At 68.3% G+C, this 12,542-nt stretch carries 12 protein-coding genes; 3 read left to right on the top strand and 9 right to left on the bottom strand.

From position 1 onward, the window contains the following. Window positions 1-352 precede the first annotated feature (352 nt). From pheT to rpmI, 6 genes are all read right to left on the bottom strand, one after another. Window positions 353-2,764: a phenylalanine--tRNA ligase subunit beta gene (pheT, locus tag TSH20_RS04855; protein ID WP_109073678.1), complete on the bottom strand. Its 2,412-nt coding sequence runs from the start codon at window positions 2,762-2,764 to the stop codon at window positions 353-355. A 66-nt stretch (window positions 2,765-2,830) separates the two neighbouring features. After that, window positions 2,831-3,124, bottom strand: a complete 294-nt coding sequence (locus TSH20_RS04850; protein ID WP_109073677.1) for a DUF2442 domain-containing protein — start codon at window positions 3,122-3,124, stop codon at window positions 2,831-2,833. 37 nt (window positions 3,125-3,161) lie between these two features. After that, window positions 3,162-3,410 carry a DUF4160 domain-containing protein gene (locus TSH20_RS04845; protein ID WP_109073676.1) on the bottom strand — a complete coding sequence of 83 codons (249 nt, stop codon included), beginning with the start codon at window positions 3,408-3,410 and terminating at the stop codon, window positions 3,162-3,164. Between the two features lie 4 nt (window positions 3,411-3,414). Beyond that, window positions 3,415-4,482 carry a phenylalanine--tRNA ligase subunit alpha gene (pheS, locus tag TSH20_RS04840; RefSeq protein ID WP_109073675.1) on the bottom strand — a complete coding sequence of 356 codons (1,068 nt, stop codon included), beginning with the start codon at window positions 4,480-4,482 and terminating at the stop codon, window positions 3,415-3,417. Between the two features lie 131 nt (window positions 4,483-4,613). Further along, a complete protein-coding gene (gene rplT / locus TSH20_RS04835) occupies window positions 4,614-4,985 on the bottom strand; it encodes a 50S ribosomal protein L20 (protein ID WP_012975157.1) in 372 nt (123 codons plus the stop codon). Between the two features lie 36 nt (window positions 4,986-5,021). Further along, window positions 5,022-5,222: a 50S ribosomal protein L35 gene (rpmI, locus tag TSH20_RS04830; protein WP_012975158.1), complete on the bottom strand. Its 201-nt coding sequence runs from the start codon at window positions 5,220-5,222 to the stop codon at window positions 5,022-5,024. Between the two features lie 325 nt (window positions 5,223-5,547). On the opposite strand from rpmI, the gene TSH20_RS04825 reads away from it, so the two are divergent. Together TSH20_RS04825 and ubiB are read left to right on the top strand one after the other, a co-directional pair. Further along, complete coding sequence (locus TSH20_RS04825) at window positions 5,548-6,336, top strand: class I SAM-dependent methyltransferase (RefSeq protein WP_247871570.1); 789 nt, start codon at window positions 5,548-5,550, stop codon at window positions 6,334-6,336. Window positions 6,337-6,342: 6 nt separating this feature from the next. Then, window positions 6,343-7,881, top strand: a complete 1,539-nt coding sequence (gene ubiB, locus TSH20_RS04820) for a 2-polyprenylphenol 6-hydroxylase (RefSeq protein ID WP_109073673.1) — start codon at window positions 6,343-6,345, stop codon at window positions 7,879-7,881. A 143-nt stretch (window positions 7,882-8,024) separates the two neighbouring features. On the opposite strand, the gene TSH20_RS04815 is transcribed toward ubiB, so the two are convergent. Continuing rightward, complete coding sequence (locus TSH20_RS04815; RefSeq protein WP_109073672.1) at window positions 8,025-8,951, bottom strand: glyoxylate/hydroxypyruvate reductase A; 927 nt, start codon at window positions 8,949-8,951, stop codon at window positions 8,025-8,027. A gap of 80 nt (window positions 8,952-9,031) precedes the next feature. Between TSH20_RS04815 and TSH20_RS04810 the strand changes: the two genes are divergently transcribed. Continuing rightward, a complete protein-coding gene (locus TSH20_RS04810) occupies window positions 9,032-9,691 on the top strand; it encodes a pseudouridine synthase (RefSeq protein ID WP_109073671.1) in 660 nt (219 codons plus the stop codon). On the opposite strand, the gene TSH20_RS04805 is transcribed toward TSH20_RS04810, so the two are convergent. Together TSH20_RS04805 and TSH20_RS04800 are read right to left on the bottom strand one after the other, a co-directional pair. Continuing rightward, the gene (locus tag TSH20_RS04805; protein ID WP_109073670.1) at window positions 9,633-11,453 is read right to left on the bottom strand and encodes an acyl-CoA dehydrogenase C-terminal domain-containing protein; all 1,821 of its coding nucleotides are present in this window, start codon (window positions 11,451-11,453) and stop codon (window positions 9,633-9,635) included. The two genes, TSH20_RS04810 and TSH20_RS04805, sit on opposite strands and share 59 nt — an antisense overlap. A 37-nt stretch (window positions 11,454-11,490) precedes the next feature. Next, entirely contained in the window at window positions 11,491-12,417 is a 927-nt protein-coding gene (locus TSH20_RS04800) for an FAD-binding protein (protein WP_109073669.1), read from the bottom strand. Window positions 12,418-12,542: the final 125 nt, after the last annotated feature.

Below are 12,542 nucleotides of genomic sequence, written 5' to 3'. Positions count from 1 at the left end.
CGCTTGCATCGAATTGGACATCGGGCATGCCAAGGCAATGCAAGCGCCGCCTGTGGCCTAACCGTGACATCGGACACATCATAGGCTTACGACGGGCAAACAATCCCAGGGGCCGATCTTCCCACAAAACATTGCATAGCCGTCTAACACTGAATTGCAACAATCGGCATCAGGTTTTTCCCTTAGCGAATGCACTCAAGACTCTTCAATCAGCGATTCAGCATATGATTGGGCAGTCGGCGGTTTGAAAGGACTCTTTCGCGACGCCTTCGGCGAGGACAAAAAAAGAGCCCCCGTCGGAACGGAGGCTCTTTTCTTGAACAGCAGAGACTTCAACCTTTGGGTGACAGTCTCAGGCGCGGAGATTTCCACCGGTCGCCTTGACCACCGCCGCGACGATTTTCTGGCCGACCGCTTCGATCGCCTCATCGGTCAAGGTTGCGCTGGTCGGCTGGTAGGTGACCGACACGGCGACCGACTTGCGCCCCTCGCCCACGCCCGGCCCCTCATAGACGTCGAACACCGCGACATCCTTGACCAGCGCCTTGTCGGCACCCTTCACCGCGCGCAGGATCTTGTCGGCCTCGACCTTGCGGTCGACGACGAAGGCGAAATCGCGCTCCACCGGCTGGAAGGCGGAGAGCTGGACCATCGGCTTGGCGGTGCCGCCCTTCTTCTTGGGCAGCGGCACGGCGTCCAGTATCACCTCGAATCCGACGACCGGACCCTTGACGCCCAGAGCCTCCAGCACCGACGGATGGATCTCGCCGAAGCGGGCCATCACGGTGGGGCCGAGTCGCAGCACGCCGGAGCGGCCGGGGTGGTACCAGCCCGGCGCGTCGGTGGTGACCTGCAGATTGCCGGCGGGGGCGCCGACCGACTCCAGGACCGCCAGCGCGTCGGCCTTGGCGTCGAACACATCGACGCCGCGCGCCTTCTCCGCCCAATGGCGCGGCACCGCCGCCCCGGCGCGGATGCCGGCGGCGACGCTGTCCTGCCCGTCCGGCGCCGGGGTGCGGAAGGCCGCCCCGACCTCGAACAGGCGCACGTCGGCGAAGCCACGGTCGGCGTTGCGGCCGGCGGCCTGGATCAGGTTGGGCAGGATCGACGGGCGCATGACGTCCAGGTCGCTGCTGATCGGGTTGACCAGCCGCAGGCCGGGCTGGCCGCCGCCGAACAGCTCGGCGACCGGACCGGACAGGAAGGACCAGGTCACCGCCTCCGACAAACCGCGGGCGGCCAGCGTCCGCTTGGCCAGCGCAACCCGGCGCTGCTTCAGCGTCAGGGCCGGACGGGTCAGCACCGTCTCGCGCGGCAGCGGCGTCGCCGGGATGGCGTCGAAGCCGTGGACGCGCAGCACCTCCTCGACCAGATCGGCCTCGCCATGGACGTCGGCGCGCCAGGACGGAATGCCGACGCGCAGCCGGCCCTCCTCATCCTCGCCTTCCAGGGTGAAGCCCAGATCGGTGAGAATCCGCTCCTGACGCTCGCGCGGCAGGTCGACGCCGCCCAGCGCCGCGACTCGGCCGGCGCGCAGGGTCAGGCTGCGCTTCCAGTCCGGCTCGGCCCCGGCGACCACCAGTTCCGACGGCTCGCCGCCGCACAGTTCCAGGATCAGGCGGGTGGCGCGTTCCATGCCGGCAAACACCGCGGCCGGATCGACGCCGCGCTCGAAGCGATAGCGCGCATCCGAATCGATGCCCAGCCGGCGGCCGGTCTGCGCCGTGCGCACCGGGTCGAACAGCGCGGCCTCGACGAAGACGTTGACGGTCTGCTCGGTGCAGCCGGTCGGCTCACCGCCGACGATGCCGGCCAGAGCCTCCGCCCGCTCGTCGTCGGCCACCACGGTCATGGCGCCGTCCAGCGCGTATTCCTTGCCGTTCAGCGCCGCCAGCGTCTCGCCCTCGCGGCCCATGCGGACGGTGATGTTGCCCTTCACCGTGTCGGCGTCGAAGACGTGCAGCGGACGGGCGGCGTCGAAGGTCAGGTAGTTGGTGATGTCGACCAGCGCCGAGATCGGGCGCAGGCCGATGGACACCAGCTTGTCCTGCAGCCATTTCGGCGACGGGCCGTTCTTGACGCCGCGGATATAGCGGCCGACGAACAGCGGGCAGGCCTCGGGCGCGGCGATGCTGACGCCGATCGGGCTGGCGAAGCGGCCTTCCACCGGGGTGGTGTCGAGATGCCCGGCGGTCAGCGGCTTCAGCGTGCCCATGCCGGATGCTGCGAGGTCGCGGGCGATGCCGCGCACGCCGGCGCAGTCGGCGCGGTCGGGCGTCAGGTTGATGTCGATGACCGGATCGTTCAGCCCGGCATAATCGGCGAAGGCGGAGCCGACGGGGGCGTCGTCCGGCAGCTCGATGATGCCCTCATGCTCGTCCGACAGCTTCAGCTCGCGCTTGGAGCACATCATGCCGTTCGACTCGACGCCGCGGATGACGCCCTTCTTCAGCGTGATGTCGGAACCCGGGACATAGGTCCCCTCCGGCGCGAAGACGCCCTTCATCCCGGCGCGCGCATTCGGGGCGCCGCAGACGACCTGCAGGGTGCCGGCGCCGGTATCGACCATCAGCACGCGCAGCTTGTCGGCGTCCGGGTGCTTCTCGGCCGAGACGACATGGGCGACGCGGAAGGGCGCCAGCTCCTTCGACCGGTCATGGACGCCTTCCACCTCCAGCCCGAGGGCGGTCAGCTTCTCCGTGATCTGGTCGAGCGAGGCGTCGGTCTCCAGATGGTCCTTCAGCCAGGACAGCGTGAACTTCATGGGAGCGGGTCCGTGATGCGATGATTGTCTGGCGGGCAGAGAGGGGCGACCGGAAAAAGGCGAGATTCACTCGGCCGCGGCGGAATGGGCGAAGGGGTTGTCGGTCGGGTGGGCTTCGAACCACAGGGCGTCGGCGTCCAGGTCCAGTTCACCCGGCCAGGTCAGAGACCGGCCGCGCGGACCGACCGTGACGGCGGCGAACAGGGCCGGGTCGGACAGCGCCGCGAACACGCCGCCGCGGGCGATCAGGGGGGCCATGTCGACGCTGGTTTCGGCACCGCCGACCCAGCGCAACGACACCCGCCGCCCGTCCGGGAGCGGGGTGGCGCTTTCGATGCGGTTCTTCAGCAAACCCGGCATGCTTCCCTCCAAACGCGGCCCGTCACAGACGGTCCTGTCACAGGCGATCCGGCGCCACATGGCTGCGGCACTTGACCCAGTTCAGCGCCAGATCGGCCTGCCTCGTCCGCGCCCATTCGGTGACGCGGCGCAGGATCCGGCCCGGCACATCCCCTTCGATCAACGCCAGATCCGCAACGCGGATCAGCGCTTCGCAATCACCGTATTCGACATGGAAATGGGGCGGATCATGATCCTGATAATACATCAGGATCTTGATCCCGTCGAATTCGGCAATGGTTGGCATCGGCTCAGCGCGTCAGCCCGTGGGCGATGTTGGGAATGTCGAGGGGCACGAAGCCGTAATGCTTCAGCCAGCGCAGGTCGGCTTCGAAGAAGGTGCGCAGGTCGGGGATGCCGTATTTCAGCATGGCGACGCGCTCCACCCCCATGCCGAAGGCGAAGCCCTGGTAACGGGTGCTGTCGATGCCGCAGGCTTCCAGCACGTTCGGGTGGACCATGCCGCAGCCGAGGATCTCCAGCCAGTCGCCGTAATTGCCCAGCTTCAGCTCGCCGCCCTTGCGCGAGCAGCCGATATCGACCTCCGCCGACGGTTCGGTGAAGGGGAAGAAGCTGGGGCGGAAGCGCAGCGGCAGGTCGTCCACGTCGAAGAAGGCGCGGCAGAACTCCACGAGGCAGCCCTTCAGGTGCCCCATGTTGGTCGCCTCGTCGATGACCAGCCCCTCGATCTGGTGGAACATCGGGGTGTGGGTCATGTCGTAGTCGGAGCGGTAGGTCCGCCCCGGCGCGATGATGCGGATCGGCGGCTTGTTGTTCAGCATGGTGCGAACCTGCACCGGGCTGGTGTGGGTGCGCAGCAGCATCTTCTTATCGCCGGCATCCGGCAGATAGAAGGTGTCGTGCATGTCGCGCGCCGGGTGGCCGGGCGGGAAGTTCAGGGCGGTGAAGTTGTGGAAATCATCCTCGATGTCCGGCCCTTCGGCGACCGAGAAGCCCATCTCGGCGAAGATGGCGATCATCTCGTCCATCGTCTGGCTGATCGGGTGAATACGCCCTTCCGTCTCCGGGCGCACCGGCAGGGTCACGTCGACCCGTTCGGCCTCCAGCCGCGCCTTCAGGTGGGCGGCGGCGAGGTCGGCCTTGCGCGCGTCGATGGCGGCGGCGATCTCGTCCTTCAGCGCGTTCAGCGCTTGGCCGCGCTCCTTGCGCTCGTCGGGGGTGAGGTTCCCCAGCTCCTTCATGAAGCCGGTGATGCGCCCCTTCTTGCCGAGCGCGGAGACCCGCACCTCGTCCAGCGCCGAAAGGTCGGCGGCGGCGTTGACCTGCGACAGAAGTTCGTCTTTCAGCGCGTCGAGCATGGCGGTTCCCGGCAAGCGTGGGGAAAAATCGGTGCAAACAGAAAAAGGGAGCCGGCCCAGCGGCCCGGCTCCCTTCTCTTACAACTGACGCCGTGACGGCAAGCGTTCCCTGGGACGGGAAGCGCTGGGCGTTACGCGGCGGCCTTGGAGGCGAGCGCGGCCTGGGCCTTGTCCACCAGGGTCTTAAAGGCCTCCGGCTCGCGCGCGGCCAGATCGGACAGGACCTTGCGGTCGATCTCGATGCCGGCCAGCTTGATGCCGTTGATGAAGCGCGAGTAGGTCAGGCCGTACTGACGGACACCGGCGTTGATGCGCTGGATCCACAGGCCGCGGAAATCGCGCTTCTTATTGCGGCGGTCGCGGTAGGCGTAACGAAGCGCCTTTTCGACCTTCTCGATCGCAATACGGAAATTCTTGGAATTGCGACCCCGGTAGCCCTTGGCGAGCTTCAGGATCTTGCGGTGACGGGCGTGCGTCGTGACGCCGCGCTTAACACGAGCCATGGTTCAGGTCCTTCCGAATTCTACAATGTGCCGAGATCAGGCGTTGCGCAGCCAGTTCTTCAGCACCGTGCGGGCGTTGGAGTCGCACAGGGTCATCATGCCGCGCGCGTTGCGCTTCATGTTCGGGGACTTCTGTTCCAGGCAGTGGCGCTTGTAGGCGGCCTGAGCGCGGACCTTACCCGTGGCGGTCACCTTGAAGCGCTTCTTGGCGCCGCTCTTCGTCTTCAGCTTGGGCATTTTCGTTTCCTAGAGGGAAATGAGGCGGAATTCCATCGGACGGTTGGGCATGCCCTGAGCCATACGGCCCAGCCTCGCCGCCCGTGGAAGGATGGGCTTATACGCGCGGGGACGGCGGGATGCAAGGGGGATGTGGCGGCAAGGCTTTCTGCAACGCCCTGGACCCGAAGCTCCTCTTCGGCCGTCATTCCCGCGAAGGCGGGAATCCAGTCGTTCCAACTTCCGCCTCCCCCGCCCCCACCCGCCCTACGCCATTCGCCGCAGCGTCTTCCGCATCGCACGCCCCCGCTGGCGCATGGCCCCTGCCCGCGCTATGTTCCCGGCCATGAGCGACCGCACCCCCCCATCCTCCGCCGACCCGCAAAAGCCCGTCTCCGGTGCCGAAGGCAACTGGTTCGGCTTCACCCCCGTCGATCCGTCCGCCAAGTCCGGGCTGGTCCGCGCCGTCTTCGACAGCGTGGCGACCAACTACGACCTGATGAACGACCTGATGTCGGGCGGCATCCATCGGCTGTGGAAGGACACGCTGATGGAGTTGGTGGCGCCCAAGCCGGACATGACCCTGCTGGACGTGGCGGGTGGCACCGGCGACATCGCCTTCCGCTTCCTGAAGAAGGGCGGTGGCGCGGCGGTGGTCTGCGACATCACCGAGGCGATGGTCCGGGTCGGCCGCGACCGCGCCATCGACCGCAACATCCTGTCCGGCGTGCAATGGACGGTCGGCGACGCGGAACGGCTGCCCATCGCCTCGCGCTCGGTCGACGCCTACACCATCGCCTTCGGCCTGCGCAACGTCACCCGCATCGACGAGGCGATCAAGGAGGCCCACCGCGTCCTGAAGCCCGGCGGCAAGTTCTATTGCCTGGAGTTCAGCCACGTCGTCCTGCCGGTGCTGCGCGAGCTGTACGACGTCTATTCCTTCCAGGTGCTGCCCTTCATGGGCCGCGTCGTGGCGAAGGACGAGGCGAGCTACCGCTATCTGGCCGAGAGCATCCGCCGCTTCCCGCAGCAGGCCGATCTGGCGAAGCGGATCGAGGCGGCCGGATTCGGCGCCGTGCGCGTGCGCAACCTGTCGGGCGGAATCGCCGCCATCCATTCCGGCTGGCGGATCTAGGCTCCCGTGTTCCGCATCCTGCGCAACCTGATCCGGATGGCCGTGATCGGCCGGACGGTCGCCCGTCACGATGCCCTGCCCACCAGCCTGCTCGGCACCGCCCCCGGCCTGCTCTGGCTGTGGCGCCGGGTCGCCCGCAAGGGCGTGCCCGGCCGCGAGGGCGAGCGGCTGGCCCGCGCGCTGGCCGAACTCGGCCCCACCTACATCAAGCTGGGACAGCTGCTCTCCACCCGCTCCGATCTGGTCGGCGAACGGATGGCCGTCGATCTGGCCGAGTTGCAGGACAAGCTGCCGCCCTTCCCCGCCCATCAGGCCCGCGCCATCATCGAGGCGGAGTTCGGCCAGCCGGTCCATGCCCTGTTCCAGAGCTTCGACGACAAGCCGGTCGCCGCCGCCTCCATCGCCCAGGTGCATTTCGCCGTCACCGCCGACGGGCAGGAGGTGGCGGTCAAGGTGCTGCGTCCGGGGATCGAGCAGGCCTTCGAACGCGACATCGACCTGTTCTACCGGCTGGCGAACCTTGCCGAATGGGTGCTGCCCCGGCTGAAGCGGCTGCGGCTTGTCGAGGTCGTCGACACCTTCGCCCGCACCTCCCGCCTGGAGATGGACCTGCGGATGGAGGCGGCCGCCGCGTCGGAGCTGGCGTCGAACTTCAAGGACGATGAAACCTTCAACGTGCCGAAGGTCGATTGGGAGCGCACCGCCGGCCGCGTGCTGACGCTGGAGCGCATCCGCGGCTTCAAGGTGGACGAGCCCGCCCGCATCTCCGCCGCCGGCTTCGACCGCGACGAGATCCTGGCGATGGCGTCGGCCAGCTTCTTCAATCAGGTCTTCCGCGACGGCTTCTTCCACGCCGACCTGCATCCCGGCAACCTGTTCATCAACGAACAGGGCACCATCACCGCCGTCGATTTCGGCATCATGGGCCGGTTGGACCGCGAGACGCGCTATTACCTCGCCGACATGCTGATCGGCTTCCTGACCGGCGACTACCGCCGCGTCGCCATCGTGCATTTCGAGGCCGGCTACGTCCCGCGCCACCAGTCGATCGAGATCTTCACCCAGGCCTGCCGCGCCATCGGCGAGCCGTTGCAGAACAAGCCGCTGGCCGACATCTCGGTCGGCCGTCTGCTGGCCCAGCTGTTCGCCGTCACCGAACAGTTCGAGATGGAAACCCAGCCGCAGTTGCTTCTCCTTCAGAAAAGCATGCTGACGGCGGAGGGAGTCGGCCGGCTGCTGAACCCCAACATCAACATGTGGGAACTGGCCCGTCCGCTGATCGAGGAGTGGATGCGCGAGAATCGCGGGCCGGAGGCGCAGTTCATCAACGATGCCGGCGCCATCCTGTCCACCGTCCGCCGCATCCCCGCCCTGGTCAGCGAAGCGGAACGGGTGACCCGCGACATGGCGGAGGGCGGCGTGCGCCTGCATCCCCAGACCGTCCGCCAGATGCTGAACGGCTGGGAAACCCGCCGCCGCTCGGACCGCATTGCCCTTTGGGTGATCGCGGCCCTGCTGGCGGTGATCGCGGTTCAGATGCTGTAAGGGCCGCGACCGCGCTGAAATCCCAAAAGCACTTTCGTTGGTCGTCATTCCCGCGAAGGCGGGAATCCAGACTTTCCAAGTGTCTGAGCCGGAAGCCTGGATCCCCGCCTTCGCCGGGATGACGGCCGAGAGAGGCTTTCTTCTCAGTAGCCCCGGCTGCGGTCCACCAGATTGGGCAGCGGCCGGCCGTCACGCAGGGCCTTCACCGCGTCGGCCACCTGCACGGCGCAACGCGATGGGTGGGTGATTCCGGCGACATGGGGGGTGATGCGGACCTGCGGATGGCGCCAGAGCGCATGGTCGGCCGGCAGCGGCTCCGTCGCGAAGACGTCCAGGCTGGCGCCGTGCAGATGCCCGCTCTCCAGCGCGTCGAGCAGGTCCGACTCGACCAGATGCCCGCCGCGGGCGGCGTTGATGACCACCGCCCCCTTGGGCAAGGCGGCGAACAGCGACGCATTCATGATGCCGCGGGTCTCGTCGGTCAGCGGCAGCAGGCAGACGAGAAAATCGCACTGCGGCAGCATCGCCGCCAGCCCGTCGGGACCGGAGAAGCTCTCCACCCCCTCGATGCTCTTGGGGCTGCGGCTCCAGCCCATCAGGCGGTAGTCCAGGGTCCGCAGGGTGCGGGCCGACGCCGCCCCCAGCTCGCCCAGCCCCAGGAAGCCGACGGTCACCTCGGAGGCCGGGCGATGGTCCCTCTGCTCCCACCGCGCCTCGGCCTGGAGGGCGGCATAGCCATCCATCAGCCGGTGCCAATACAGCACTTGGAAGGCCACATAGCCGGCCATGTCGACCGTCAGCCCGTCCGCCACCATGCGGACCAGCGGCACGTCGGGCAGGGTTGGATCCTGCAGGATCGGCTCCACCCCGGCGCCCAGCGAGACGATCAGCTTCAGGTTGGGCAGCGTCGCCAGCATGCCGGCCGGCGGCTTCCACACCACCGCCACCTCGATGTCGGCGACGTCGCCGGTCTCGGGCCAGACGCGCATCTCCACGCCGGGAAGATGACGGGCGATTTCCCGGCGCCAATCCTCGGCGCTGTCGCTGGCGGAGCAGAACAGAAGCGTCACGGCCGAACCCCTGCTATCAAGAGATCATGTTGGGGTGCGAACGATAGCGCCTTTCCCGAACCGCGCAAGGAAGCAAGCCCGTGCCGCGCCTGATCCTGCTGAACAAGCCCTATGGCGTGCTGCCGCAATTCACCGACGACCAGGGCCGCCCGACCCTGGCGGAGCTGGTGCCGGTGAAGGGCGTCTATGCCGCCGGCCGGCTCGACCGCGACAGCGAGGGGCTGCTGGCGCTGAGCGACGACGGCCCGCTGATCGCCCGCATCGCCTCGCCGGCCAACAAGATGCCGAAGACCTATTGGGTGCAGGTGGAGGGTATCCCGACCGACGAGGCGCTGGAGGCGCTGCGCCGCGGCGTCACTCTGAAGGACGGTCCCACCTTGCCCGCCGAGGTGCGGCGGATGGAAGAGCCCGAGTCGCTGTGGCCGCGCGATCCGCCGGTGCGCTACCGCGCCGCCATCCCCACCAGCTGGATTGCGCTCACCATACGCGAAGGGCGCAACCGGCAGGTCCGCCGCATGACCGCGGCGGTCGGCTTTCCCACCCTGCGGCTGATCCGCTGGTCGATCGGCGATTGGACATTGGATGGGTTGGCGCCGGGGCAGTGGCGGGAGGTCCCCCAACCGCCCGCGACACCCGGCAAAGGGCCAAAGGCCCCGGCACCAACCGGTCAGCGCGCCCCCGTCAAGCCGCGCCGAACAGCTGCTCCTCGCTCAGCGCCATCACGCTCGCGGAGCCGTTGACGACGGTCGCCCGCAGCGCCGCCGCCTTCGGCAGCACATGGGTGGCGAAGAAATGGGCGGTCAGCGGCTTGGACGAGAGGAAAGCGGTGTCGGCATCGCCCGCCGCCAGCCGTTCCACCGCCACCTTGGCGGCGCGGGCAAGCTGCCAGCCGCCGGCGACCACGCCCATCAGCTCCAGCAGGGTCACCGACGCGGCGGCCGGCAGGCGCGGGTCCTGCTTCGCCACGCTCAGCACCCAGGCCACCGCCTGCTTGGCCTCCAGCACGGCGGCGGCCAGCTCGGCGCCGGTGACGCGCAATGCTTCATCGGCATGACCGGACAGCTCGCCGCCCAGCGCCGCGATCTCGTCGAGCAGCCCGTTGGCCGTCGCCCCGCCGTCGCGCAGGATCTTGCGGTTGATCAGGTCGTTGGCCTGGATGGCGGTCGTGCCTTCGTAGATCGTGGTGATGCGGGCGTCGCGCAGATGCTGGGCAGCGCCGGTCTCCTCGATGAAGCCCATGCCGCCATGGATCTGCACACCGTCCGACGCCAGCTGCTGGCCGGTCTCGGTGCACCAGCCCTTGGCGATGGGGGTCAGCAGATCGACCAGCAGGGCGGCCCGGCCGCGCGCCGCCTCGTCGGCATGATGGTGCGCCACGTCGACCGCGGCGGCGGCGGTGTAAAGGATGCCGCGCATCGCCTCGATCCGCGCCTTCATGCCCATCAGCAGGCGGCGGACGTCGGGGTGGTTGACGATGCCCTTCGACTGGCCCTCGGCCCAGCCCAGCGGCTTGCCCTGCACGCGGTCGCGGGCATAGGCCAAAGCCTGCTGATATGCGCGCTCGGCGATCGACAGGCCCTGCATGGCGACGTTCAGCCGGGCGTGGTTCATCATGGTGAACATGTATTCCAGGCCACGGTTCGGCTCGCCCACCAGGAAGCCGGTCGCCCCGCCCTCGTCGCCGAAGGACAGCACGGCGGTCGGGCTGCCGTGGATGCCCAGCTTGTGCTCCAGCGACACGCACTTCACCTGATTGCGGGCGCCCAGGCTGCCGTCGGGGTTGACCAGGAACTTCGGCACGACGAACAGGCTGATGCCCTTGACGCCCGGAGGCGCGTCGGGCAGGCGGGCCAGCACCAGATGGACGATGTTCTCCGTCAGGTCATGGTCGCCATAGGTGATGAAGATCTTCTGGCCGCTGACGAGGTAATGGTCGCCGTTCGGCACCGCGCGCGACCGCGTGGCGGCGAGGTCGGAGCCCGCCTGCGGCTCCGTGATGTTCATGGTGCCGGTCCACTCGCCCGAGATCATCTTGGGCAGGTAGATGTCCTTCAGGGCGTCGGAGCCGTAGAGCTGCACCGCATTCACCGCCCCCTGCGTCAGCATCGGGCAGAGCGCGAAGGCCATGTTGGCGGAATGCCACATCTCCTGCACGGCTGTGTTCAGCAGGTTGGGCAGCCCCATGCCGCCGCGCGTCGGGTCGAAGGGCAGCCCGTTCCAGCCGCCCTCAACCAGCGCCTGCCAAGCCGCCCCCCAGCCTTCCGCCGTGCGGGCGATGCCGTCGGCGCCGAGCTTGGCACCCTGGACGTCGCCGATGCGGTTCAGCGGAGCCAGGACATTCTCGGCGATCTTCGCCGCCTCGCCCAGGATGCTGTCCACCATGTCGGGGCTGGCATCCTCGAAGCCCGGCAGAGCCGCCACGTCGGCCATGCCGGCGAGGTGGTCGAGGACGAAGCGGATCTCTTTCAGCGGCGGGGTGTAGGGGATCGCGGCGGCGGTCATGGGGGACCTCTTCGGGTAACGGAGGAAATGAACGGGATCAGACGGCCTGCTGCAGCTCCGGCAGCGCCTTGAACAGATCGGCGACGAGGCCGTAGTCGGCGACCTGGAAGATCGGCGCCTCTTCATCCTTGTTGATCGCGACGATGACCTTGCTGTCCTTCATGCCGGCGAGGTGCTGAATGGCGCCCGAGATGCCGACGGCGACGTACAGCTCCGGCGCCACGATCTTGCCGGTCTGGCCGACCTGATAGTCGTTCGGCACGAAGCCCGCGTCCACGGCGGCCCGGCTGGCGCCGACCGCGGCACCCAGCTTGTCGGCGATGGCTTCCAGCAGGTGGAAGTTGTCGCCCGACTGCATGCCGCGCCCGCCGGAAATGACGATGCGGGCGGCGGTCAGCTCCGGACGTTCCGACTTGGTCAGTTCGGCCGAGACGAAGCTCGACACGGCCGGATCGGCCACGGCGGCGACGCTCTCGACCGGGGCGTTGTTGGTGGCGGCGGCCGCCTCGAAGGCGGTGGTGCGGACGGTGATCACCTTCACCGCATCGGCCGACTGCACGGTGGCGATGGCGTTGCCGGCATAGACCGGCCGCTCGAACGTGTCGGCGGAGACCACGGCGGTGATCTCGGAGATCATGGCGACGTCGAGCAGCGCCGCGACGCGCGGCAGCACGTTCTTGCCGACGGAAGTGGCGGCGGCGAGGACGTGGCTGTAGCCGGCGGCGAGCGAGACCAGCAGGGCCGCGACCGGCTCGGCCAGCGCATGCTCGTAGGCGGCATCGTCGGCGAGCAGCACCTTGGCGACGCCGGCCAGCTTGGCGGCCTGCTCCGCGGCCGGGGCGGCGTTGCGGCCGGCGACGAGGACGTGGACGTCGCTGCCGAGCTTGGCGGCGGCGGTCACCGCGTGGGCGGTGGCGGGCTTGAGGATGACGTTGTCGTGGTCGGCGAGGATCAGGATGGGCATGGCGGATTCCTCTGGCGGGCGGGGGGTGGCGAGTGCGGACACTTGCCCCCACCCCGACCCTCCCCCGCTCTCGGCGGACCGAAGGTCCGTCCGACGTGGGGGAGGGGGAAAGTGCTGATGCGGGA

The sequence above is a fragment of the Azospirillum sp. TSH20 genome (assembly GCF_003115935.1).
Lineage (GTDB): Bacteria > Pseudomonadota > Alphaproteobacteria > Azospirillales > Azospirillaceae > Azospirillum.
This window is presented reverse-complemented; position numbering and strand designations above follow the sequence as displayed.